Raw genomic sequence first — 24,039 nt, 5'->3', positions numbered from 1 at the left:
GAGCCCTATGATCGCGAAGCTCGTCGTCTGGGCGCTCAAAGCGCGGGGTGGTCTGGCCGCTCTGGTCACCACGGCGAATCTCAGCGGCCTCGCGGTGATCGTCACCCAGCTGTGGCTGAACGGGTTCCTCGGCAGGCTGGGCACGGATTGGCTACGGGCACTGGCCTTCGTCGGCATCTATCCGGCGGCGGGATTCCTGGCGGGCATCGTCCTGGCGGTGCGCGACCGCAAGGTGTACTTCGGCTGGCTCGACGCCGGGCGCAAGCCCACGGAGGTGGAGGCGCGGCGCCTTCTGCACCTACCCGTCGCGATCAGCATGCGCGCGATCGCGCTGTGGATTCCGGGGGTGATCGTGGCGACCGCGGTCTTCGCGCGGCTGAGCCCGGACAACGACCCCGGCGTGACGGCGTCGCTGTTCACGATCGGCGCCTTCGAGTCGGCGGCGGTCACCTTCCTGATCGTGGACCGGTTGATCCGGCCGACGATCCCGGTGGTCGCCCGGGTGCTCGGCTGGACCATGCACTGGAGTTCCTCTGTGCTGGTGCGGGTCGTGCTGACCTGGGCGGTGGCGGCCGCGCTTCCGCTGCTCATGCTGATCGTCGTGCTGGCCGACCCGGTAGCGGCCGCGCCCGACCGGGTCCGCACCGCCATCTACCTGTCCGCGGTCGGCATCGGAGTGGGTGCGCTGGCCACGGCGTTCCTCGCCCGCGCGGTCGCCGCGCCGATGCGCGTCCTGCGTCGCGCGCTGGACCGCATCGCGCAAGGCGATCTCGGCGTCCGGGTGCCGATCGGCAGCACCAGTGAGATCGGCCGGTTGGAGCATTCGGTCAACGAACTGGCGGCGAACCTGCGCGAGCGCGAGCGGATGCGTGAGGTGTTCGGCAGGCACGTCGGGGCCGAGGTGGCCGAGCGCGCGCTGGCTCGCGGGGCGGATCTCACCGGCGACGTGCGTGAGGTGTCGGCGCTGTTCGTCGACGTGACCGGGTCGGTGGAGCTGTCCACCGGGTTGCCGCCGCAGGAGTTCGTGGCCAAGCTCAATCGGTTGCTCGCGATCGTCGTCGCGGCGACCGAGGAGAACAACGGACTGGTCAACAAGTTCGAGGGCGACGCGGCGCTGTGCGTCTTCGGAGCGCCGATCGCGTTGGGCGACAACGCGACTCCGGCGCTGCGGGCGGCGCGCCGCATCCGGGACGAGGTGCTCGCCACCGGAGAACTCGACATCGGGATCGGCGTCGCGCGCGGCGGGGTCTTCGCGGGCGACGTCGGCTCCGACACCCGCCTGGAATTCACGGTGATCGGCGACGCCGTCAACGAGGCCGCCCGCCTCACCACGGCGGCCAAGGAGGTGCCGCGGCGAATCCTGGTGAGCCAAGCGGTGATCGAAGCCGCTACGGAACACGAGCGCGCCAAGTGGACGTTCTACGACACCATCGTGCTACGCGGCATGAAGAACCCCACGTTCTGCTGGACCGACATCGACACCTCCGGCGCCCGGCCCGAACACATCGAAACCCGCACCGATCAGCTGGACGGCCACGACCTGCCCGCCGACACCAACCCGGTCATCGAAATCCACACCGCCGCAGAGCCGCCCCGTGGCACCGAGTTGCCGGACGCCGAGTTCGACGCCCCGCCTCGGCGCTAGTCCACTCAGCTGGGTGAACAGCGAAGCACCCTCGGCACGGCGGTTCAGCGGCCGTCTCGATGGCGACATGACCGAACGCGCGTGCACCGACCGCATCGGGCCCGCTCGGTTGCGTTCGGCGGTACGAACGTCGTCGTGCGCCCACCTGGCATCGTGTCGCGATGGTCTCGGCCGTCGGGCCGCCGGTGCACCGCCCGGGCCGCCAGGGGCCGACCACATTTCCGGCCACGCCCTCCGTCGACGGGGCGTCCGACTCGAACCGTCTATCGCCAACCGGCCGATGGTGGCCGGAGGTGCTGTCGTCAGTTTCGCCGAAGCGCCATCAGGAGCTCGTCGGGCGTGGAGACCGGGAGGTCGCAGACGGAGCCGCGGCAGACGTACGCGGCCGCGGCGTTGCGGACCAAGGGCCGATCGGCCAGCAGCGGGACGGCGTTCGGGGCCCCGGCAAGGACGACGGAGCCGCCGGGTGCGGCCGCACGGGCCGCGGCGAGCAACTCGGTGGGCTGGGCCGCCGATTCGGCGGCGATGGCGACCTGCAGCGGGCCGCGCAAGGCCGCCTCGGCGACGGTGAGCCACTGGCCCGCCGAGCGCGGCGCGCGTGCCAGCACAATCGCGCCGCGCTCGAGGGTGCGGTCGGCCAGTTCCCGGTAGCGGGCGGCGCCTTCCGGGTCGCTCGCGGCCGCGGCGGTGAGCAGCGCTTCGGCCAGCGCGGAGGCGCCTGCGGGGGTGGCTCCGTCGATCGGGTCGCGGGGGCGGGCGACTAGGGTTTCGGCGTCGTCGGCGGTGTCGAACCAGCCGCCCGGCTGATCGGGGTCGGCGAAGTGTTCGATCGCGGTATCCAGCAGGCGTTGGGCGTCGTCCAGCCAGCCGAGGTCGCCGGTGGCCTGGTGCAGCGCTAGCAGGCCGGTGACCAGCCAGGCGTGGTCCTCCAGGATGGCGGGCGCCGCGCCGACGACGCCGCCGAGCGATGCACGTCGCAGCCGACCGTCCACCACGTGCTCGGCCAGCAGGAATCGCGCGCATCGGACGGCGGCGGCGGTCCACTCCGGTTCGTCCAGCGCGCCCGCGGCCTCGGCGAGCGCGGTGATCGCCATACCGTTCCATGCGGTGACCACTTTGTCGTCGCGTTCGGGTTGTGGGCGTCGATCGCGGGCGGCGATCAACGCGGCACGGACGTGTTCCAGCCGCGCGTGGTCCTCCGCCGTGGCGGGTTCGGCGTACCTGGTCAGCACCGAGGTGCACTGTTCGAAGTTTCCGGCGGTGGTGACGCCGAAGAACTCGGCCGCCCACGCCCCGTCGATCGGACCGAGCACGCCGGCCAGCTCGGCGGGCGTCCACACGTACGTCGCGCCTTCGACACCGGGCTTACCGGGCTCCAAGTGCGTGTCGGCGTCCAGCGCCGAGGCGAAACCGCCCTGCGGGGTCCCGAGGTCATCGAGGAGAAACCGCACGATTTCCCGGGTGACCCGGTGCGACAACGATTCCGGAAGCTCGGACCCGCTGCGGCGGGCGAGGTGCGCGTAGGCGCGTAACAGCTGCGCGTTGTCGTAGAGCATTTTCTCGAAGTGCGGCACCACCCATGCCGCGTCGACCGAATACCGCGCGAACCCGCCGCGCAGCTGGTCGTAGATGCCGCCGCGCGCCATGGCCTCGGCGGTGCGGGCGACCACCTGGAACACCGCCGGGTCACCGGTCCGCTCCCAGTGCCGCAACAGTCCCTCGAGCAGCGCCGAGGGCGGGAATTTGGGAGCGCCGCCGAATCCGCCGTGCTCGGCGTCCTCGTCGCGCAGCACGGCGGCGACGGCATGGGCGAGCAGCTCCGGGGTGATCGTCAGGTCCGCGTCGGGCAGTCCCGCCGCTTGGTCGCGCAGCGCAGCAGCCACCTGCGCGGAGGCCTGATTCACTTCGTCGCGCCTGGTGCGCCAGGTCTCCGTGACCGCCGTGAGCAGCTGGGTGAAGGACGGCATGCCGCCGCGCGGGAGCTTCGGGTAGTAAGTGCCGCAGTAGAACGGTTCGCCGTCCGGCGTCAGGAAACAGGTCATCGGCCAGCCGCCTTGCCCTGTCATCGCGACCGTCGCATTCATGTAGACCGCGTCCAGGTCTGGTCGCTCCTCCCGGTCCACCTTCACGCAGACGAAGTTCTCGTTCATCTGATCGGCGGTGGCCTGGTCCTCGAACGACTCGTGCGCCATCACGTGGCACCAGTGACAGGACGCGTACCCCACCGACAGCAGAACGGGCACGTCCCGCTCCCGCGCTTCGGCCAGTGCCTCCGCGTCCCACTCCCGCCAGTGCACCGGGTTGTCCGCATGCTGCCGCAGGTACGGGGACGTCGCCTCTCCGAGCCGGTTCATGGCTCCACCGTACGACCCTTCCCGCCGCCGTGTGGGTACGTCGTCCTTGACTCTCCCGCGGCGGGAGACGACACGGTCGAGGAATGAAAATCGATCTGGCCCGAACCGATGGCCACTACTACGGAGCGAGCACGCGACCTGTGGTCCGGACATTCAGCGCATACGACTACGTGACGGTCGAAGGAATCGGGGACCCTGACGGCCCGGTCTACGCGGCGGCGGTGCAAACGCTCTACCGGGCCGCGTACGGCGCGAAGAAGGCGGCGAAAGCCGCAGGGCAGGACTTCGTCGTGCCCAAACTCGAGGGCCTGTGGTGGGTCGAATCCGACGCTCCGCCACTGACGGTTCCACGCGACCAATGGCACTGGAAACTGCTGATTCGCATGCCGGAAGTGGTGACCGCCGACATGGTGACCGGCGCGTCCTTCGAACGACTCACCGAGGGCGAGGCGATCCAGGTCCTGCACCTGGGCCCGTACGCGACCGAGCCCGAGACCCTGGCTCGCATGGACGCCCTCATGGCGGCCGAGGGATGGGCGCACCACGGCCGCCACCACGAGATCTACTTGTCCGACCCGCGCCGGACACCGAACGAGAGGACGAAAACCATTCTGCGTCAACCGGTTCGCCGCACGCTCACGTCTCAGTAAGGAGCCGGCGCGCTCGGCTCGGCACACCACGGCCCCGACGGGCCGGGGCCAGAACGTCAGAGCCAGGTCGAGCAGATGCCGGTCCCACGAGCGGACCGCGAGGTCGGCCAGAACGCCGGAAACCGTAATGGTGTCGCGCCTGGCCGGCGCGGCAAGCGTCTGGTTGTCATCGGCCCAGAAGGTCACCACCACCATCGGCCATACGCCGCCCGGCTTTCCGGTTCCATAGCAAATTGAGCTGCGCCGGTTGCATAGGACCGATTGCCGAACCGGGTGCGCAGGCAACGGATACTTCCGATACACGCGATCGGTTGCGGGTTCGAGTCACGTCCGGATCGTTTCGATCCGGTAGCTCAATTGGTAGAGCAGTCCACGGCAGGGTTTCCGGATCCACAGGGCTCGGTTCGCTCGAGCCGGTATACCCGTCGCCGCCCAGAACTCGGGCGCCCGAACTTCGCGCGGGAAGCGGCTGGGCATATCGTCTGCTTTCCGCGGAACTGCCTGCCGGAACAACTCGTCGAAAATCTTCGGCACAGTTGAAGGTTTCGACACACCCGCCGAAAACGACGGACTACGTGCGCGCCAGTACCTCGCGTCCGACGTACGCCAACAGTCTGCGGTGTGCCGGTTCGTCGTCGGCGACCAGCACCTCGGGACCGAAAATGCCGGGTGCGCGGAAGGAATCGATGCCACCCGCGGCATGCATGGTGGCGAGCAATTCGCCACACAACCCGTCGTCGGCCAGATCCGGCCGATCGATGGCCACCGCGATATCCACCCCGTGCACGAGAATCTCGGTGAGATGCACCAGCGCGGCCGCGGGGCCGGGCAGTTCACCGAGCGAGATGCCCACCGTGCCGTCCAGCGCATCGGGCCGGTGCCAGGCCGCGCGGTCCACCTCGGCCGCCGCGGCGTACGCGCCCTGCGGATCACCGCCGAGCCAGTCGGATTCGTGGTCGGCGCCGGTATCCATGCCGCTCAGGGCCGCCGCGAAGATGTGCATACCGCCGACCGTGTGGTTGAGAACGGTGCGGACATCCCAGTCCCGGCACGGCGTCGGCGTCGTCAGATCCGCTCCTCCCACGGCGGCGACGATCGCTCCGGTCGCATCCAGTGCACGGTCGATCTGTCCGATCACGTTGTCCATGAGCTTCCTTCGGTCGAGCGGTTTGGCTGAATTGGTAACACAGGACACCGACAAGCGCGCGGCAATGCGAACTCCACCTTGCGTCGAGATAGTTGCCGACAGTGTGCTTCTCGTGACCGCGAAGGAAAATGCGCGGGCCGGACGGCCCCGCTCCCCTCGGTGGTGCGCCCGGTGCGCAGGCACTTCCACTTCTAATGGACAGGTTGCGGGTTCGAGTCCCGCCCGGACCCCATGGTCCGGTAGCTCAATGGCGGAGCGGTACGTTCCGTCGCCGAATTTCATCTCGGGCGCACTACCACCGAATTCGCGCACCCGCGAAGCGGACCGTCTCGCTCGGGCAAAGATTCGGCGCGTCTCCGGTGCGCAGGCAACGGTTACTTCGGGTTCAATTCCTACCGAAACCATTTCGGTCGCTCGATACGGCGAGCAGCCCGTCGCCGCTTTTCCTCGGCCATTCCGCTCCGAAAAAATGGGGTGCGGCAATTCCTTTCGTCTCGGGTACCGCTCTACACGTGGAACCTGGCCGGATACCGCTACGGGCACGCCCTCAGCGGCACCCCGCACCGGCACGCCTTCGGCGGCCTGACCGACGTGGCGTTCCGGATGATCCGGCTGTTGGAGGCGGGACGCGACGCCGACTGGCCGTTCTGAACGGCGGCGGGGCCGAGATCGCCTCCCGACCTCGGCCCGTGGGTCCACCGGACCACCGGCACGCCTTCGGCGGCCTGACCGACGCGGAGCTCCGGACCATCGCGCTGCTGGCAGCGGGACGCGACCCCGACTGGCCGTTCTGCTCCGCGGCCTACCCGAACACCGGATAGTTGGCCCGGATGACGCCGTGCGGGTCGCGGGCACGCTTGACCTCGCGCAGCCGGTTCAGCGTCGCGGCGTCGAAAGCGGCGTCGGCCGTCTCGCCGGGCGTGAGGAAGGTATACGGCTTGTGGCCGCTGATCTGCCCGCTCACCGCGCCGACGATGGCGGTGCGCCGCGCCTCGACCGCATCGCGCAGGTGCTGCAGCCCGAGACCAAGGCAGTAGAGCAGGTACGGCTCCGCGATCGGGCCGCGCGCGCCACCATCGGGCCGGGCTTCGGCCAGGGCGCCGCCCAGGTGCCGGATCTGCACATTGGCCAGCGGGGCGACCGGTTCCTCGATCAGGGTCTTGACCACGGCGTCGCCGAGATCGGTGAGCTGCTCCGCACGGGACAGCGACGGGCTCGGGTCCGTGGGTTCGGCGGTGACCGCGCCGATGTCGGCGGCCCCGAACACGCCGCGCTTGTCGAGAATGAGATCTCCGATGGCGTCCAGGGCGGTCAGCAGCGTCCGTCCACGATCAGGATCACCCAGATACACCGCGTCCACGCCGACCATCGGCGGTGCGTCCGGGATCTGCAAACGCTGGAACCACACCGACAGTTCGTGCGGAGCCGCCGCGGTGATCTCCTGGAATGCGTCGAACACCTCGCGAATCCGCGTTTGCGGCCACAGCATGCGGCCGCCGAACAGCTCCGGCGCGGGAAACAGATCGAACTCGAGCGCCGTCACGACGGCGAAGTCGCCGCCACCGCCGCGCAACGCCCAGAACAGGTCCGGATCGTCCTCGGCCGTGACCCGGCGCGCAGCGCCCTCCGCGTCGACGATCTCGAACGCGCGCACCGCGTCGGCGGCCCAGCCGTGCTTGCGGCCGAACCAGCTCATGCCGCCGCCGAGGGTGTAGCCGGTCACGCCGACGACCGGATTGCTGCCCGCGAGCCCGGTCAGCCCGTGCCTGGCCGCGGCCGCCTGCACCCGACCCCACGACACTCCGGCGCCCACGCGCGCCACCCGACGCCGGGGATCGATCTCGATGCCGTCCAAATACCCGGTGCGCAGCAGGATCGCCTCGGGCACGCCACCGGACGCGCCGTGTCCGGTCGGTTGGATGACCACCGGCACGCCCGCGCGGCCCGCGTACCGGACCACGGCCGCGACGTCACCGGCGTCTCCGGCCCGCACCACGGCGGCCACCGGTTGGTCGACGGTCGTCGTCCAGGGCCGCGCCGCGGTTTCGAAGCCCTCGTCACCGGCCACCAGCACGCGGCCGGGCAGCGTGGCCCGCAGTTCGTCGAATGTCATTGCTCGTCCTGACTCTCAGCGTTCGGAAGCAGACGCGCGCGGGAACCGGGGTGTCGGCTTTCGACGAAAGGCCGTGGTTCGCGCCGCGACTACCTCATTGACGAAAGAGAGCGCGGAAAGGTAACAACGAGCAGGTCAGCGAGGGTTTCGCCGCTCAGCCGGATTCGGCTCGCCCTTCGGGGTCGGCGCCCTTCGATTCCTCGGCACGGCGGGTGATGCCGTGCTCGGTGCCCTCGTCGGCCTCCTGGTCCGGTTCCGGGTGCTCGGGCTCGAAGGTCGCAGGCAGGCCCTTGATGTGCCGGTTCATCGACCGGACCAGCAGGAAGGTGCCCGCGAGCAGAATCAGGATGATGACCAGGCCGAGCGGCGACGCCTTGCCGAACTCGGGGCCGGTCGGCGTTCCGGGTGTCTGGGCGAGCAGGACGAACGTCACGACCGCTCGTCCTCGATGCCCGCGAACAGGTCGGTCTCCGGCAGCTCGGTGCGCACGCGGGTCTTGGCCAGCTCGAACTCCTCGGTCGGCCACAACCGCTGCTGCATCTCCATCGGAATGGCGAAGAACGCGCCGTTCGGATCGATCTGCGTCGCGTGCGCGCGCAAGGCGTCGTCGCGCTGCGGGAAGTACTTGGCGCAGTCGATCTGGGTGGTGATCCTGGCGAACATGTCACCGCGCTCGGCGGCGTACTTGCGCATCCGGTCCAGCCACTCCTGCAGCGGGAACGGTTCGCCGAGGCGCTCGTACTCCGCGGCGAAGATCTCCATCCGCTTCATGCTGAAGCCGTGGTCGTAGTACAGCTTGAGCGGCGTCCACGGCTCGCCCGCGCCGGGAAAGCGCTCGGGGTCGCCCGCCGCCTCGAACGCCGCCATCGACACCTCGTGGCAGCGGATGTGGTCGGGGTGCGGGTAGCCGCCGGTCTCGTCGTAGGTGGTCATCACGTGCGGCTTGAACTCGCGCACCACGCGCACCAGGGCCTCGGTGGCCTCCTCCAGCGGAACCAGCGCGAAGCTGCCCTCGGGCAGCGGCGGGAGGGGGTCGCCCTCGGGCAGGCCCGAGTCGACGAAACCGAGCCAGTGCTGGCGCACGCCGAGCGCACGGGCCGCGGCGGCCATCTCCTCACGGCGGATCTCGTGGATCCGCTCCAGGACGCCGGGCGTGTCCATGGCCGGGTTCAGGATGCTTCCACGCTCTCCGCCGGTCAGCGTCACGACGAGGACGTCGTGTCCTTCGTCGGCGTAACGGGCGGTCGTCGCGGCACCCTTGCTGGATTCGTCGTCTGGGTGGGCGTGCACCGCCATGAGGCGAAGGCCACTCACGTCTCGTTCTCCGTCGCTCTCGGTCGCGGGTGTCGGGGCTTCGTTACCTATAGTTCCATTCGACCCACATTTGTTCCGACGTACCCCCCGGGAGCGACCACGATGAGCCAGCCCGCGCCGGAGAGCGGCGGCGACGCGAAGGCGGCGTCTCCCGGCGGACCCCCGCCCGACCGCTACGGCACCGGGCCACGCAAGCCGCGCCGCTGGATCGTGCCGGTGCTCGGCGTGCTGGTGGTGCTCGCGGGACTCGGCGTGGCCTACCTGGGCTATCAGAAGTACGGGCCGGAGGACATCGAGGCCGAGCAGCTCGGCTACGTCGTCGTCGACGACTCGACCATGACCATCCACCTCAAGGTCACCCGGGCCGACCCGCAACAGCCGGTGGTGTGTTTCGTCCGCGCGATGGCTCGCGACGGCTCCGAACTCGGCCGCAGGGAAGTGCTGATCGAGCCGTCGAGCAGCGGGACGGTCGAGTTGACCACCGTCGTGCGCTCGTCCGCGCGTCCCGTGTCGGGCAGCGTGTACGCGTGCAGCGATCGGGTACCCAGCTATCTGCGAGTTGGCTGATTTCCGCGCATAAACCGGCGATTTGCCCGCGAAATTAACTCCGACCTGCACATTTGTGAATCATGCTAAAATGGCGTGATACACGGTTCCGGAGCTCGGAGCCGTGTTTGCTGCATTGGCGGCCAGCGCTGAGGGTTCGGGCTTGCGATTTCGCCCGTGACCGGGGCCTGTCGGGGTTCGATGAACTTCCCAGGATCGCTCTAGCCGTCGACTGGCGCGTGCCCGCTTCCGGGTGGGCACACGCCGGTGCTCAGGGAATCCCGGCCTGCCGGGAACAACTACTAGGGAGTGATCGAGATGACTGAGACGCAAGTGACCTGGCTGACCCCGGAGTCGCACGACAGGCTCAAGAGCGAACTCGACGCGCTCATCGCCAATCGTCCGGTCATCGCCGCCGAGATCAACGAACGCCGGGAAGAGGGCGACCTCAAGGAGAACGGCGGGTACCACGCCGCGCGCGAGGAGCAGGGTCAGCAGGAGGCGCGCATTCGCCAGCTGCAAGAGCTGCTGAACAACGCCAAGGTCGGCGTCGCACCGACCAAGTCCGGCGTGGCGCTTCCCGGGTCGGTCGTCAAGGTCTACTACGACGGCGACGAGACGGACACCGAAACCTTCCTGATCGCCACCCGCGAGGAGGGTCTCCGCGATTCCAAGCTGGAGACGTACTCGCCGAACTCGCCCCTCGGCGGCGCGCTCATCGACGCCAAGGTGGGCGAGACCAGGGAATACACGCTGCCCAATGGGAACACGATGAAGGTCACCCTGCTCAGCGCCGAGCCCTACCACAGCTGACGCTCTCGGTCGCGCCGCCACGGCGGGCCGATACCCCCGCGGACACGAGCGGCCGCGCCCGATCATCGGGTGCGGCCGCTTCCTCATGTCCGTGAACCTAGCTCAATGCCTGCTCGATGTCCGCGAGCAGGTCGCTGACATCCTCGATGCCGACCGAAAGCCGCACCAAGTCCGCGGGCACCTCCAGCTCGGAACCTTCGGTGGAGGCGTGCGTCATCGCGGCCGGATGCTCGATCAGTGACTCGACACCGCCCAGGGACTCGGCGAGGGTGAAGACCTCGGTCCGCGCGCAAAACTTCCGCGCGGCTTCGACGTCACCATTGAGGCGCACCGAGATCATCCCGCCGAAGCGCCGCATCTGCTTCGCCGCGACGGCATGGCCCGGGTGCTCCGGCAGGCCGGGGTAGATCACATGCGAGATCGACGGGTGCCCGGACAGGAACTCCGCGATGGTCTCGGCGTTGTCGCAGTGCCGATCCATCCGCAGGGCGAGGGTCTTGGTGCCGCGCAGCGTGAGGAACGCGTCGAACGGGCCGGGCACCGCGCCCGCGCCGTTCTGCAGGAACGCGAACGCCGCGTCGAGTTCCGGATCGTCGGTGATCAGCGCGCCGCCGATGACGTCGGAGTGGCCGCCGAGGTACTTGGTGGTGGAGTGCACCACGATGTCGGCGCCGAGCAGCAGCGGCTGCTGCAGGTAGGGCGTCGCGAAGGTGTTGTCGACGACCAGTTTCGCGCCCGCCGCGTGCGCGACGTCGGCCAGCGCGGGGATATCGCCGATGCTCAGCAGGGGGTTGGTCGGGGTTTCGATCCACACCAGCTTGGTGTTCGGCCGGATCGCGGCGCGCATCTCGTCCACGTTGAACACGTGCGCGGGCGAGTGCTCGATCCCCCACTGGCTGAAGACCTTGTCGATCAGCCGGAAGGTGCCGCCGTAGGCGTCGTCGGGGATCACGATGTGATCACCCGGACGCAACGTGGCCCGCAGCGCACAGTCGGTCGCGGCCATGCCGGACGCGAACGCCCGGCCGTAGCGGCCCGATTCCAGCGCGGCGAGGTTCGCTTCCAGTACCGACCGCGTCGGGTTGCCGGTGCGGGCGTATTCGAAACCGCCGCGCAACCCGCCCACGCCGTCCTGGGCGAACGTCGAGCTCGCGTAGATGGGCACATTCACCGCGCCGGTCTGCGGATCGGGTTCATACCCGGCGTGCACGGCCCGTGTGGAGAATCCCAGCTCGCTCATGGGGCTCAGCCTAATCGGGGCGATTCCCGGGCAACTTCCCGGTGTAGGCATATCGCCGCTGCGTACGCAGGCGAAACGGACGAATCCGCACAACGGCGTCGGCATAGCGGGACAGCGCCCCTCGATCCGATCGAATTACACCGACGTCACCACCAGCACGGAAATCTTGCACCGAAGTAAGGGGCGTGAGTTCGGTCTCACTATTTCGCCGCCCCTTTAGGCTGAGTCCATGGTCACTGTGGAAGAACTGTTCGCCACCGACACGCTGCTGTCCGACGACGAGCGCGAGATCCGGGACACCGTCGCGAGCTTCGCGACGCAGCGACTGCGCCCGCACGTCGCGGAGTGGTTCGAGGCGGGCACCTTCCCGGCCCGCGAGCTCGCCCCTGAGCTGGGCGCGCTGGGACTGCTCGGCATGCATCTGGAGGGGTACGGCTGCGCGGGCATGTCGGCCACCACCTACGGTCTGGCCTGCCAGGAGCTGGAGGCGGTGGACTCCGGCATCCGCAGCATGGTCTCGGTCCAGGGGTCGCTGGCGATGACCGCCATCCACGAATTCGGCTCCGAGGAACAGAAACAGCAGTGGCTGCCGGAGCTGGCCGCCGGCCGCGCGCTCGGCTGTTTCGGGTTGACCGAGCCGGACTTCGGTTCGAATCCGGGCGGCATGCGCACCCGGGCGAAGCGCGACGGCTCCGATTGGGTGCTGAGCGGCTCGAAGATGTGGATCACCAACGGCTCGGTGAGCGATGTCGCGGTGGTCTGGGCGCAGACCGAGGACGAAGGCAGGCAGGTGATCCGCGGATTCCTGGTCCCGGCCGGGACGCCCGGGTTCACGACGCGGGAGATGCACCGCAAGCTGTCGCTGCGCGCGTCGGTCACCGCGGAACTGGACCTGGACGAGGTTCGCCTGCCCGCGGACGCGGTGCTGCCGGGGTCGAGGGGACTGGCCGCGCCGCTGGCCTGCCTGAGCGAGGCGCGCTTCGGCATCGTCTTCGGCGCGCTCGGCGCGGCGCGCGAGTGCCTGGCGGCCACCATCGAGTACGCCAGGACCCGCGAGGTGTTCGACAAGCCGCTGGCCGCCTACCAGCTCACCCAGGCCAAGCTGGCCGACATGGCGCTGGAGTTCGGCAAGGGCCAGCTGCTCGCGCTGCACATCGGACGGCTGAAGGACCGCGGCGCGGTCACGCCGGAGCAGGTGAGCGCGGGCAAGCTGAACAGCACGCGCGAGGCCATCGCGATCGCCCGCGAGTGCCGAACCATCTTGGGCGCCAACGGCATCACGCTCGACTACCCGGTCTTGCGCCATGCGAACAATCTGGAGTCGGTGCTCACCTACGAGGGCACCGCGGAGGTACACCAGCTCGTGCTGGGCCGGGCGTTGACCGACGCGAACGCTTTCCGCTGACGAGCCGTTCGGCGGCGGAGCCGCGTAGCGACCGCGCGCTCCGCTGATCCGCCCCGTCCCGGCGTGATGCCGCCGGGCGTGGTGCGGAACGCGGCGAAAAGGGTGCGGATGGATTGCCGGATGCCGTTCGCCGACGGCATCCGGGCGAATCCGCCCTTTCCGCGCCGGACCACCGTTCTGTAGCCGATCGGACGCCGACTCGGTCACGACGCGGATCACGATCTCCGAGAACGGATTCGGGTCTGCGCGAGCCGCGTATGGACACTACTGTCGGTGCATGTCGTCGATCCGCGCCGCCGAGATTTTCGCGGCACTGTCGCTGACCACCGATCTCGCCGCCGGTATGCCGTTCGAGAAGGGGCTGGCCACCTGCCTGGTCGCCACCGACCTGGCCGCGCGGATCGGGCTGCCGGAAGCCGATCGCCGCGCGGTCTTCCATGCCGCCCTGCTCGTCGATCTCGGATGTACCGGCCGCGCCTCGGAGAACGCGCAGGCGTATGCCGACGACATCGCCTTCCAGCGCGCCTGCCACGTGCTGGATCCGGGCGATTCCGCCGTCTTCACCGAGCAACTGCGCCGATTCGGCGGCTGGGCGCCCGCCGCCCAATCGGCGCTGCGCAATCGGTTCGTCGCCCGGTTGCGGTCCGGCGCCACGCAGGCGCTGCGCTCGTCGAGCGAGGTCGTCGAGGCGCTCGGATCGCACCTGGGTCTGCCGGATGCCTCGGTCCGCGCCCTGACCGAGGTGGAGGAACGCTGGGACGGACTGGGTGCGCTGAACCGGCTGCGCGGGGAATCCATTTCGATCGCGGGCCGCGTTCTGCACGTGGCCGAACAGGCGGTGCTCGCGCTGGACGCGGTCGGCGATGAACTCGCGACCGTCTCGGGGCACGGCAACGCGCATCCGGCCACCCCGCACGACAGAACACGCTCCGCTCTGGGCACTGTGGCGAGACGGCAGGGCGTCGTTCTCGACGAGTTGCGGCGCCGGGCCGGCGGCCATCTCGACCCCGACCTGGTGGCCGTCTGCGATGCCGATGCCATCCGCGCGGTGCTCGACGTTCCCGACCTGCTGGCCGCCGTCCTCGCCGCGGAACCGGGGACGCGGTCTTCGCTTCCGTCCGCCGAACTCGACCGGCCCGGTCTGGCGCTGGCCATGATCGTCGACTTGAAAGGCCGTTATCTGCTGGGGCATTCGGCGCACGTGGCCGGCCTCGCCGATGCCGCGGCCGTCCGGATGGGCGTGCCCGCCGACGAAAGAGCGGCACTACGCGCCGCCGCCCTGCTGCACGATCTCGGCCGGGTCGCGGTGTCGAGCGCGGTCTGGGACCGTCGCGGCCCGCTGGGACCCTGGGACTGGAAACGCGTTCGGCTGCAGAGTCTTCGGACCGAGCGCATCCTGCGCCGCTGCCCCGGGCTGGCGGCGTTGGCCGATCTCGCGGCGGGTCACCACGAACGACTCGACGGCAGCGGCTACCCGCGGGGCAAGCGCGACCTTCCACCCGGTGCTCGATTGCTCGCGGCCGCCGATGTTTTCGCGGCCTGCACCGAAGCGCGGCCCTATCGCCCCGCCGCCCGGCCCGAGGAAGCCGCTGCCCAACTGGCGGCCGAGGTCGCGGCGGGCCGACTGGACGGCGATGCCTGTGCCGCCGTCGTCCGTGCCGCCGCGGACGACACCACCATCCCCGCTGTCCACGGCCTGTCCGAGGCCGAGACCGACATCCTCCGGCTGAGGGCCCGCGGCCGCTGCGGCCGGGAGATCGCCGCGGAACTGCTGTTGCCCGAGCGCGCCGTCACCCACCATCTGGCCGAAATCCGCTCCAAGACCGGCCGCCACACCCGGGCGGGCGCGGCCGTCTTCGCGATGACCCACCAGATCCTCCCCGGCTGAGTCGCTCGCGCACGGATACGTCCGCGCACCCGCGACGACCTGTGCTGAGCTGCGCCGGGCCCGCGAAACCGCACCTCACAGGCGTGTGCGGGCGGAAGCTAGCGCATTGTTACGTCTTGTCATTCAAGTGCCATGTGGGTGTCACCGGTAGGCCAGCGAAAGCGCGCATCCTTTAGAGGGACCCGGCATTGGGGCGATGCCTCCACCACCACACCATCGGAGGTGCACGATGCACAGCTTGTCGATCGACCGCGGCGTACGGCGGTCCGTTCCGAATGCACTGGGAGCCTGCCATGTTCGTGCGTGACCATCTGCCACGACGCTCGCACGGCGTCGTACGGCCGCTGCCGGATCAGCGCGAACTGGTCGCCGCCTTCGGCGGGCACCCGAGCGAGTCGGGCGAAGACCACCCCCTGGTCGGCTGGGCCAGGACGCTGGCAGCGCTGCACCGGCAGCGCCACTCCGATCCGCTGGCCGCCGCTGGAATAGATTGCCGCCGCGCCGAACTGGTGGCCACGATCGATGCGTGGGTGGTCGACCGACTGCCCCGAAGGCGTGCGACCGACCATTTGCGCAGCGAATCCATCGGCGCCACGGTCGACCGCATGGCCGCCGCCCACGTCCACGCCAGCCATCTGCTGCACACCGCCGAGAAAGTGTCCGACACCCGGGTGCACGCAGCCTGGTACCGACTGGCGCTGCTGGCCGACGAATGGACCGACCTGATCACCGGCGGCGTCCGCGAAACGGTCCGCGGCAGGAGACCGGCATAGGCGTTCGGCCGGAAGCCGCCGTGACTCGGCTTCCGGGTTCGCCGCTCGCCGTGGTCTCGTCTACTTCCCGATGTTGCCCGTGCTGAGGAAACCGAGCAGGTCGTGGCGGGTGATCACGCCGACGGGCTTGCCGTCCTCGACAACCATCAGCGCGTCGGTGTCGGAGAGCGCCTTCGTCGCGGCGGAGATGGGCTCGCCCGAACCGATCAGCGGGAACGAGGGGCTCATGTGCTGGGCCACCGAATCGGTCAGGTTGGCCCGGCCCTCGAAGACCGCCGACAGCAGGTCGCGCTCGGACACGCTGCCCGCGACCTCGCCCGCCATGACCGGCGGCTCGGCGCCGACCACGGGCATCTGGGAGACGCCGTACTCGCGCAGGATCTCGATCGCGTCGCGCAGCGTCTCCGACGGGTGGGTGTGCACCAGGTCCGGCAGCTCGCCGGACTTGCCGCGCAAGACGTCGCCCACGAGCGGTTCGGCCGTGCCGTCCAGCCGTTCACGCAGGAACCCGTAGGAACTCATCCACTCGTCGTTGAAGATCTTCGACAGGTAGCCGCGTCCACCGTCGGGCAGCAGCACCACGACCACCGCGTCCGGGTCGCGCCGCGCCACCTCGACGGCCGCGACGACCGCCATGCCGCAGGAACCGCCGACCAGCAAGCCTTCCTCGCGGGCGAGCCTACGGGTCATCTCGAAGGAATCCGCGTCGGAGACCGCGATGATCTCGTCCGGCACGGCGGGGTCGTAGGCCGACGGCCAGAAGTCCTCGCCGACGCCCTCGACCAGGTACGGCCGCCCGGTGCCGCCCGAGTACACCGAACCCTCCGGGTCGGCGCCGATGATCCGCACCTTCCCGCCGGAGACCTCCTTGAGGTAGCGGCCGGTGCCGGTGATGGTGCCGCCGGTGCCGACACCCGCCACGAAGTGGGTGACCTTGCCGTCGGTGTCGCGCCAGATCTCCGGGCCGGTCGTCTCGTAGTGGCTTTCCGGGCCGCCCGGGTTGGAGTACTGGTCGGGCTTCCACGCGCCGTCGATCTCACGAACCAGGCGGTCGGAGACGCTGTAGTAGCTGTTCGGGTGGTCCGGCGGCACGGCGGTCGGGCAGACCACGACATCGGCGCCGTAAGCCCGCAGCACGTTGCGCTTGTCCTCGCTGACCTTGTCCGGGCAGACGAACACGCACTTGTAGCCGCGCTGCTGCGCGACCAGGGCGAGGCCGACACCGGTGTTGCCGGACGTGGGCTCGACGATGGTGCCGCCGGGCCGCAGCTTCCCGGACCGCTCGGCGGCGTCGATCATCTTCACCGCGATCCGGTCCTTGGAGCTGCCGCCCGGGTTCAAGTATTCGATCTTGGCAGCGACCAGCCCCGCGTTCGGTCCCACGACCGAGTTCAACCGGACCAGCGGCGTGTTGCCGATGAGATCCACGACATGATCCGCGATGCGCATGGCCCCCATAGTTGCAGACGCACTAACTGTGAGTTCGCGCACGCCGTGTGCAGCGGCCGCGGACTACCGGCGAACCGGGGCCCGCGGCCTTAGGATCGCTGCCATGAGGCAGCCGAACATCGCCCGCGCCGCAATGCTTCTGGCCGGATCGGCAGTGGCCCTAGTGGTCGGATCCGGCGCTCCAGCGGAGGCGGCCACCGTCGAATTCCCGCAGGTGCCGACGCTCGCGCGCGGCGGCCTGTGCTGGACAAGCATCCGCACCTGGGCCGACACCGGCCCGGAATGGCCCGGGCGCGCCATCCTCAACGTGCGCGCGCTGCCCGTGAACGGCATCGGGCCGGGCTCCTACCCGCTGGCGCCGCTGTGCGAGGTCCGCACCACCGTGGCGTGGCGCAACGTCACCACCGGCGCGACGGGCAGCTACGACAACATCGTGGTCACCGGCATCTACGGCAGCATCCAATACGCGCTGTTCCAGGACACGGGCCCCGGCCTGGTCGAGGTCACCATCTCCACCGACGCGGCGAGCATCCCGGCCCGCGGCAGCTTCGTCGTACCGGGCTGACCTCGGCGGATCGCGACGCGCACATTTCGGGCCTGCCTTGCGGCGACCCCGCCGTCGCGGGTCCCGAGCTGACCCGAGCGGGTGTTATCCACACACGTTTGCCGACGACAGTGCGGGGTCAGAGGACCGCAGGGCAGCTGCGCCCCCTACTCAGCAGCAGCCGAAGCCAGGTCCTCGGTCCTGCTGCGACGCGCTGCGCACACGCGACGGTCCGCGATCACAGAACGCTCCACGCGCACCGGATTCTCGATGGCCGACTCGGCGACCGTCCGGCTGCTGCTGATCGTCGGTGGCCTATCGCCCGACCATCCGTCGACGCACCCGCGACGCCTGGAAGCCCGCAACGGCTGCCGGAGCGCCTATGTTCGCCGCTGGTCGACTCGGCGGATTTTCGTAAAATTCCTGGCGTGAGCGCACCTCAGTTTCGCTGGCGCGCGGCCGCGCTGACCGGTGCCGCGGCCGTGCTCGCCGGTTCCGGCGCGGGGACCGCGTGGTGGGCGACCTACCGTCTGCTCATGGCGCAGGCGGGCGTCGCGCGCGGAATGATCGGCCGGGACACCTCGAAGCCGCCGGAAGCCGACGGCATCTACACCGCGGGCTGCGCGGAGCCCGAGCCGTGGCGTGCGGGCAAGCACGCCGACCTCCATCTGATGATCTTCGGCGACTCCACCGCGGCGGGCCTCGGCTGCGCGGTGGCCGACGAGGTGCCGGGCGTGCGCCTGGCCCGAGGACTCGCCGAGGCGACCGGGCAGCGGATCCGCCTGAGCACCAAGGCGATCTCCGGCGCCACGTCCAAGGGTCTGGCCGGGCAGGTGGACGCGATGTTCGTCGCGGGCCCGCCGCCGGATGCCGCGGTCATTCTCGTCGGCGCCAACGATGTCACCAAGAAGCACTCGATCCGCGCCTCCGCGCGCAGGCTCGCCGCCGCGGTCGCCCGGTTGCGCCGCGCCGACGCGGTGGTGGTGGTCGGCACCTGCCCGAATCTCGGCACTGTGGCGGCCATTCCCCAGCCGCTGCGCACCGTCGTGCAGAACTGGAGCGTGCGGTTGGCCAAGGCGCAGCACGTGGCGACGACGGTCGCGGGCGGGCAACCCGTCCGCATGGGTTACCTGCTCGCCCCCGAGTTCCGCGCCGCGCCGGAGCTGCTGTTCGCCGCCGACGGCTTCCACCCGTCGGCGGCCGGCTACGAACTGGCCGCAGCGCAATTGCTCCCGGCGCTGCTGGAGGCACTGGGCGGGACAGGCGCTTTCGGTACTCCGCGACGGGACGTAGATTCGGTACGAACCCGTGAGTAACAACTCCGGTTCGCCAGAACCGTCCGACCCAAGGAGTCCTCATGCCTGAGGCCGTCATCGTTTCGACCGCACGCTCCCCGATCGGCCGGGCCCGCAAGGGTTCGCTGGTCGACCTGCGGCCCGACGATCTGACCACGCAGATTGTGCGGGCAGCGCTCGACAAGGTGCCTGCCCTGGACCCCGCCCAGATCGACGACCTGATCCTGGGCTGCGGCTCGCCTGGCGGTGAACAGGGCTTCAACATCGCCCGCGTCGTCGCCGTCCAGCTGGGCTACGACTTCGTGCCGGGCACCACGGTGCACCGCTACTGCGCGTCGTCGCTGCAGACCACCCGCATGGCCTTCCACGCGATCAAGGCGGGCGAAGGCGATGTGTTCATCTCCGCGGGTGTGGAGACCGTGTCGCGCTATGTGAACGGTTCCGCCGACAGCTGGCCCAACACGCAGAACCCGCTGTTCGCCGAAGCGCAGCAGCGCACCGCGAAGACCGCGGAGGGCGGCGCGGGCATCTGGCACGACCCGCGCGAGGACGGCCTGATCCCGGACGTCTACATCGCGATGGGCCAGACCGCCGAGAACGTGGCGACCTCCACCGGCATCACCCGCGAGGACCAGGACCGCTGGGGCGTACGGTCGCAGAACCGCGCCGAGGAGGCGATCAAGAACGGTTTCTTCGAGCGCGAGATCACCCCGGTGACGCTGCCCGACGGCACCGTGGTCAGCAAGGACGACGGCCCCCGCGCCGGGGTCACCTACGAGGCGGTGTCCGCGCTGAAGCCGGTGTTCCGCCCGGACGGCACCGTCACCGCGGGCAACTGTTGTCCGCTCAACGACGGCGCCGCGGCGCTGGTCATCATGAGCGACACCAAGGCCAAGGAGCTGGGCCTGACGCCGCTGGCGCGGATCGTTTCCACCGGCGTGTCCGGTCTGTCGCCGGAGATCATGGGTCTCGGCCCGATCGAGGCGTGCAAGCGCGCGCTGGCGCTGGCGGGCAAGACCATCGACGACATCGACCTCGTCGAGATCAACGAGGCGTTCGCGGTGCAGGTCCTCGGCTCGGCACGGGAGCTGAAGATCGATGAGGACAAGCTGAACGTCTCCGGCGGCGCGATCGCACTCGGACACCCGTTCGGCATGACCGGCGCCAGGATCACCACCACGCTGCTCAACAACCTGCAGACCTACGACAAGCAGTTCGGTCTGGAGACCATGTGCGTCGGCGGCGGCCAGGGCATGGCGATGGTCATCGAGCGTTTGAGCTGACCCGCGGACGAAAGGGCGGTCGCCGGATATCCGGCGACCGCCCTTTCGTCGTATCGGCTAGTCGTTCTGGAAGTAGCTCAGCAGCCGCAGGATCTCCACGTACAGCCACACCAGGGTGACGGTGAGGCCGAGTGCGACGCCCCAGGCCGCCCGCTCCGGAGCCTGCGCGCGGATCAGCTGATCGGCGGCGTCGAAGTCGAGCAGGAAGCTGAACGCGGCGATGGCGATGACCACCAGGCTGAACACGATCGCGAGCGGACCGCCGTCGCGCAGGCCGAGGCCGCCGTCGATGAAGAAGCTGGCGACGAGGTTGCCCAGCATCAGGACCAGGATGCCGATCATGGCGCCGACGATGATCCTGGTGAAGCGCGGCGTCACGCGGATGGCGCCGGTCTTGTAGACCACGAGCATGCCCGCGAAGACACCGAAGGTGCCCAGCACCGCCTGACCGATCAGCGCGCTACCGCCGACCCCGCCGAACTCGATATTGGTGAACATGAACGACAGGGCGCCGAGGAAAAGGCCCTCCGCGACGGCGTAGGACAACACGATCGCCGGGTTGTCCATCTTGTTCGCGAAGGTCGCGATCAGCACGAGCACCAGGCCGACCAGGCCGCCGCCGATCACGAACAGCGGCGCGAGCGAGGTGTTGGCGTTGGTGAGGCCGTAGGAGACGATCGCGGACAGCGCGAGCACCGCGAGGGTGATGCCCGTCTTCGTCACCACGTCGTCGATGGTCATCGAGCGCGTGGTGGGGGGAGCCTGCTGGTACTGGCCGTACTGCTGTGGGTATTGGCCGTACTGGTTGCCGAACTGGCCGGCGGAGGTCACGCCGGAACCGAAGCTGGCGTATCCACCGCCCTCCTGCCTTGGCAGGTTCCTGAAAACCGGATTGCTCGTGGTACGCATGTGAACGGCGTCCCTTTCTGGAGTCGTTGCCGCTGTTCATCGAGTTGCTTCACTCGATATCCAACTGCCCTGTCCAACGTTTGTCATCCGTCGCGAGTTCCCGGGGAGTCGCACAGAGCCGGACAATTCGGACTCTACCTTTGTCGCGGGTCGTGCAGACCACGCACCGACCGAGTCACGGTGAATTTCCGGTTGCGGCCCATCACTTCTGTCCGGCCCACCATCCGTTCGACTACGGCCCGATAGTTCAAATGCGAGTTGTACACCGTCCACAGCTCTCCACCCGGGCGCAACACCCGCCCGGTCTCGGCGAACATTTTGATGGCCGATCCGGTGTGCACGGCCGCGCCGATATGGAACGGCGGATTGCACAGCACCAGGTCGGCGCTGTTGTCCGCCGCCGAGGACATGGCGTCGTCACGCACGACGCACACTCGGTCGGCGACCCCGTTCGCCTCGGTGGTGGCCCGCGCCGAGGCGACCGCGGCGGCGGATTGGTCGGTGGCGATCACCTTGATACCCGGCCGCGCCTTGGCCAGCGCGACGGCAAGGATGCCGGTGCCGCAGCCGAGATCGATGGCGTCGCGCGCGTCCGGCTTCATCAGTCTCAGGTGCTCGAGCAGGAACCTGGTGCCGATGTCCAGGCGGGCTCCGGAGAACGCCGCGCCGTGCGCGACCACGTCGAGACCGAGTTCGTCCAGCCGGTCGCGCACCGGGAACGGCCGACCGGCTACGGGCTTGGGTCCGGCCACCAGCAGGGTCCGCGACTTCTGCCTGCCGCGGCTTGCGCGCACCTCGGAGAACGACTGCGCCAGAACGTCGTTCATCGACTTGGTCAGATATTTGTCCCGCCCGCCCGCGAACACCTCGACCGCCGGATCCGCGTAGCGCGCGATCGTGTCGGCGACCTCGGCCAGACCGGCCAGCATCCGGGGCAGGCGAAGCAGGACCACCTGGGCATCACGCAGCAACTCGGGGCCGAGCGGGTGCGCGGTGTAGCGATCCGACAAGCCCACCGCGCGGGCGTTGTTCGCGAGGGCGAGTTCGCCGGTGAGCAAGTCCTGATGCACCCGGACGTCGCGCAGATCGTGTCCCGCGATAGCGCCGAGGGTCAGTGCACCATAGGCGTCACCGATGATGGCTACTTTCCCGCTATTCACAGTCGCGAGGGCGTCGGCCGCGACGTCGAGGATCAGCCGATCGGCGGCGTCGACGGCGTAGAGGTTCAGCGCCTCCACGTCCGGATACCGCCGCAACCGGCCAAGTACGTCCTCGACATTTCCCACGCCTCAAGTGTGCTAGATCGTTGCCGCATGGTCGCGCCCACCCCGCCCTATCGATTCCGCCGGATTCCCGGCACGGCGCTCCGCACGCTGAATCCGGTCAGGACAAGCGGTTTCGCGGACGCATCGGTGAATACGGCATTCGATCAACCGCCGATCCCCTCGGGCTCGACGGAGGGGCGATCCGGCGCAGGCACTCACTCCGCCGGCGACGGCAGGAGTCTCGCACACAGGACATGAACCATGGCAATCAAATAGCAATTAATCGGGCTCGGCAGACCGACCATTCGAGGTGCACGAGTGTTCGCACCTCCGCGTAGCTTGCGGCGGGCCGATGGCGAATGCGCCGCAACGCTCTCCGGTTACGCCGTCCGAGGCCTTTCGCTGAGTAGCATCGGGCCATGCGCAACAGGATGGTGCTCATGGTCGCGGTCGCGACGGCACTGCTCGCGGGCTGCGGGGACGGCGAGTCGGCACCGGGCCCACCGGCCGCGTCGAAACCCGCCACGTCGGTCGCGGTAGCGCAGGCCCCAGCCCCCGGGGACACCGCACCGAAGCAGGGCAAGCCTTCCGGCGACGCCGCGCTCACGGTGACCGATGTGCGGCTGGGAAGTCAGCCCGGTTTCGATCGCGTGGTCTACGAACTCGGCGGGGCGGGCACGCCCGGTTGGATCGTCCGGTACACCGACCGGGCGGTGCAGGACGCCAGTGGCAATCCGGTGGACGTGGCGGGCCGGTCGATTCTGGAAGTACGAATCCTGGGCTCGGCTTACCCGTTCGACAGCGGCGTGACACCGTACGAGGGCCCGGACCCGGCCGTCGACGCGGCGGTCTCCGGCATCGCGGGCGTCTACCGGACGACGGTGTTCGAGGGCGTGACGCAGTCGTTCATCGGCGTACGGGCCGACCGGCCCTCCTTCACCGTCACCACGCTGCCCAACCCGACCCGATTGGTCGTCGACGTCGCGAGCTCCTAGATACCGGTACCGCCAACGGGTATATCGAGAGCGGGGGCTAGACTCGGTACTCGTGGTCGACCGCCGCGCACTTCCCGCCGCCGGGCTCGCCCAGCTCCTAGGGGTGCTGGCGTTGGTCGCCGGGGTCGTCGCGATGCATTCGGCGGTCTTCGGGTTCTCCGGCCACGCCCACGCGGCCGGCGTGCACACCCTCGCGGCCGCCTCCGACGCGGTAGCCGACGGACTCGAACGAGCTGCCGCCGCGCCCGGGTTTCCTCATCGACACGCGACACCGCAATCCTCGGGCGGCGCTCCGAGCGGCCACGATCGACCTCAGGACAGGGCGCACCGCGACGACCGGCAACGCGGCCAGGAGTTATCGGGCACACCGGGCGCATCCGCACCGGTGGTCGCTTCCCGCGACTCGACTAC

23 protein-coding genes are annotated in these 24,039 nt (G+C 69.4%); 14 read left to right on the top strand and 9 right to left on the bottom strand.

What is annotated here, in order from left to right:
- The first annotated feature begins 7 nt into the window (after positions 1-7).
- Positions 8-1,645 (top strand): adenylate/guanylate cyclase domain-containing protein, encoded by a 1,638-nt coding sequence (locus AB0L97_RS14290; RefSeq protein ID WP_355078587.1) that lies wholly within the window; start codon positions 8-10, stop codon positions 1,643-1,645.
- Between the two features lie 302 nt (positions 1,646-1,947).
- Here AB0L97_RS14290 and AB0L97_RS14285 read toward each other — a convergent pair whose 3' ends face one another.
- Positions 1,948-3,999 carry a thioredoxin domain-containing protein gene (locus AB0L97_RS14285; RefSeq protein ID WP_364429060.1) on the bottom strand — a complete coding sequence of 684 codons (2,052 nt, stop codon included), beginning with the start codon at positions 3,997-3,999 and terminating at the stop codon, positions 1,948-1,950.
- Between the two features lie 83 nt (positions 4,000-4,082).
- Here AB0L97_RS14285 and AB0L97_RS14280 point away from each other — a divergent pair, with 83 nt between their 5' ends.
- Entirely contained in the window at positions 4,083-4,649 is a 567-nt protein-coding gene (locus AB0L97_RS14280; protein ID WP_364429057.1) for a GyrI-like domain-containing protein, read from the top strand.
- Positions 4,650-5,220: 571 nt separating this feature from the next.
- Here AB0L97_RS14280 and AB0L97_RS14275 read toward each other — a convergent pair.
- Positions 5,221-5,796, bottom strand: a complete 576-nt coding sequence (locus tag AB0L97_RS14275; RefSeq protein ID WP_355078583.1) for a TIGR03086 family metal-binding protein — start codon at positions 5,794-5,796, stop codon at positions 5,221-5,223.
- A 474-nt stretch (positions 5,797-6,270) separates the two neighbouring features.
- Between AB0L97_RS14275 and AB0L97_RS14270 the strand changes: the two genes are divergently transcribed.
- The gene (locus tag AB0L97_RS14270; protein ID WP_355078582.1) at positions 6,271-6,447 is read left to right on the top strand and encodes a hypothetical protein; all 177 of its coding nucleotides are present in this window, start codon (positions 6,271-6,273) and stop codon (positions 6,445-6,447) included.
- A 151-nt stretch (positions 6,448-6,598) separates the two neighbouring features.
- Here AB0L97_RS14270 and AB0L97_RS14265 read toward each other — a convergent pair whose 3' ends face one another.
- The 3 genes from AB0L97_RS14265 to mca all read right to left on the bottom strand — a co-directional run bounded on the left by AB0L97_RS14265 (position 6,599) and on the right by mca (position 9,223).
- A complete protein-coding gene (locus tag AB0L97_RS14265) occupies positions 6,599-7,909 on the bottom strand; it encodes an FAD-binding oxidoreductase (RefSeq protein ID WP_364429052.1) in 1,311 nt (436 codons plus the stop codon).
- 154 nt (positions 7,910-8,063) lie between these two features.
- A complete protein-coding gene (locus AB0L97_RS14260) occupies positions 8,064-8,342 on the bottom strand; it encodes a hypothetical protein (protein ID WP_356966784.1) in 279 nt (92 codons plus the stop codon).
- The gene (gene mca / locus AB0L97_RS14255) at positions 8,339-9,223 is read right to left on the bottom strand and encodes a mycothiol conjugate amidase Mca (RefSeq protein WP_356966785.1); all 885 of its coding nucleotides are present in this window, start codon (positions 9,221-9,223) and stop codon (positions 8,339-8,341) included. Before mca ends, AB0L97_RS14260 begins: the two co-directional genes overlap by 4 nt.
- Positions 9,224-9,325: 102 nt before the next feature.
- On the opposite strand from mca, the gene AB0L97_RS14250 reads away from it, so the two are divergent.
- On the top strand, positions 9,326-9,790 hold the full coding sequence (locus AB0L97_RS14250; protein ID WP_355078578.1) for a DUF4307 domain-containing protein: 465 nt from the start codon (positions 9,326-9,328) through the stop codon (positions 9,788-9,790).
- Positions 9,791-10,087: 297 nt separating this feature from the next.
- Entirely contained in the window at positions 10,088-10,582 is a 495-nt protein-coding gene (greA, locus tag AB0L97_RS14245; protein WP_028477722.1) for a transcription elongation factor GreA, read from the top strand.
- 97 nt (positions 10,583-10,679) lie between these two features.
- Here the strand turns inward: greA and AB0L97_RS14240 are convergent, their stop codons facing one another.
- A complete protein-coding gene (locus AB0L97_RS14240; RefSeq protein ID WP_355078577.1) occupies positions 10,680-11,822 on the bottom strand; it encodes a cystathionine gamma-synthase in 1,143 nt (380 codons plus the stop codon).
- 229 nt (positions 11,823-12,051) lie between these two features.
- Between AB0L97_RS14240 and AB0L97_RS14235 the strand changes: the two genes are divergently transcribed.
- The 3 genes from AB0L97_RS14235 (at position 12,052) to AB0L97_RS14225 (ending at position 15,888) form a co-directional block, all read left to right on the top strand.
- A complete protein-coding gene (locus AB0L97_RS14235; protein ID WP_355078576.1) occupies positions 12,052-13,227 on the top strand; it encodes an acyl-CoA dehydrogenase family protein in 1,176 nt (391 codons plus the stop codon).
- A 277-nt stretch (positions 13,228-13,504) separates the two neighbouring features.
- Positions 13,505-15,115, top strand: a complete 1,611-nt coding sequence (locus tag AB0L97_RS14230; protein WP_364429043.1) for an HD domain-containing phosphohydrolase — start codon at positions 13,505-13,507, stop codon at positions 15,113-15,115.
- Positions 15,116-15,408: 293 nt separating this feature from the next.
- A complete protein-coding gene (locus AB0L97_RS14225; RefSeq protein WP_355078574.1) occupies positions 15,409-15,888 on the top strand; it encodes a DUF4254 domain-containing protein in 480 nt (159 codons plus the stop codon).
- Between the two features lie 60 nt (positions 15,889-15,948).
- On the opposite strand, the gene AB0L97_RS14220 is transcribed toward AB0L97_RS14225, so the two are convergent.
- Positions 15,949-17,337 carry a cystathionine beta-synthase gene (locus AB0L97_RS14220; RefSeq protein ID WP_195082524.1) on the bottom strand — a complete coding sequence of 463 codons (1,389 nt, stop codon included), beginning with the start codon at positions 17,335-17,337 and terminating at the stop codon, positions 15,949-15,951.
- 103 nt (positions 17,338-17,440) lie between these two features.
- Between AB0L97_RS14220 and AB0L97_RS14215 the strand changes: the two genes are divergently transcribed.
- The 4 genes from AB0L97_RS14215 (at position 17,441) to AB0L97_RS14200 (ending at position 20,459) form a co-directional block, all read left to right on the top strand.
- Positions 17,441-17,902 carry a hypothetical protein gene (locus AB0L97_RS14215; protein ID WP_356966792.1) on the top strand — a complete coding sequence of 154 codons (462 nt, stop codon included), beginning with the start codon at positions 17,441-17,443 and terminating at the stop codon, positions 17,900-17,902.
- Between the two features lie 249 nt (positions 17,903-18,151).
- On the top strand, positions 18,152-18,313 hold the full coding sequence (locus tag AB0L97_RS14210; protein ID WP_364429040.1) for a hypothetical protein: 162 nt from the start codon (positions 18,152-18,154) through the stop codon (positions 18,311-18,313).
- Positions 18,310-19,197 carry an SGNH/GDSL hydrolase family protein gene (locus AB0L97_RS14205; protein ID WP_364429038.1) on the top strand — a complete coding sequence of 296 codons (888 nt, stop codon included), beginning with the start codon at positions 18,310-18,312 and terminating at the stop codon, positions 19,195-19,197. The genes AB0L97_RS14210 and AB0L97_RS14205 overlap by 4 nt, the downstream gene beginning before the upstream one ends.
- Positions 19,198-19,238: 41 nt before the next feature.
- Entirely contained in the window at positions 19,239-20,459 is a 1,221-nt protein-coding gene (locus AB0L97_RS14200) for an acetyl-CoA C-acetyltransferase (RefSeq protein WP_355078571.1), read from the top strand.
- 57 nt (positions 20,460-20,516) lie between these two features.
- On the opposite strand, the gene AB0L97_RS14195 is transcribed toward AB0L97_RS14200, so the two are convergent.
- Together AB0L97_RS14195 and AB0L97_RS14190 are read right to left on the bottom strand one after the other, a co-directional pair.
- A complete protein-coding gene (locus AB0L97_RS14195) occupies positions 20,517-21,368 on the bottom strand; it encodes a Bax inhibitor-1/YccA family protein (RefSeq protein ID WP_355078570.1) in 852 nt (283 codons plus the stop codon).
- Positions 21,369-21,502: 134 nt separating this feature from the next.
- Positions 21,503-22,654: a methyltransferase gene (locus AB0L97_RS14190; RefSeq protein WP_364429034.1), complete on the bottom strand. Its 1,152-nt coding sequence runs from the start codon at positions 22,652-22,654 to the stop codon at positions 21,503-21,505.
- Between the two features lie 398 nt (positions 22,655-23,052).
- On the opposite strand from AB0L97_RS14190, the gene AB0L97_RS14185 reads away from it, so the two are divergent.
- Positions 23,053-23,628, top strand: coding sequence for a hypothetical protein (locus AB0L97_RS14185; protein WP_364429032.1), 576 nt, complete (start codon positions 23,053-23,055; stop codon positions 23,626-23,628).
- Positions 23,629-23,680: 52 nt separating this feature from the next.
- On the top strand, positions 23,681-24,039 hold a 359-nt coding region (locus AB0L97_RS14180), incomplete at its 3' end, for a hypothetical protein (protein WP_364429030.1).

The organism is Nocardia sp. NPDC051911, assembly GCF_040681035.1.
GTDB lineage: Bacteria > Actinomycetota > Actinomycetes > Mycobacteriales > Mycobacteriaceae > Nocardia > Nocardia sichangensis.
The sequence above is the reverse complement of the archived record's forward strand: the minus strand, read 5'-3'. Positions and strand labels throughout refer to the sequence as shown.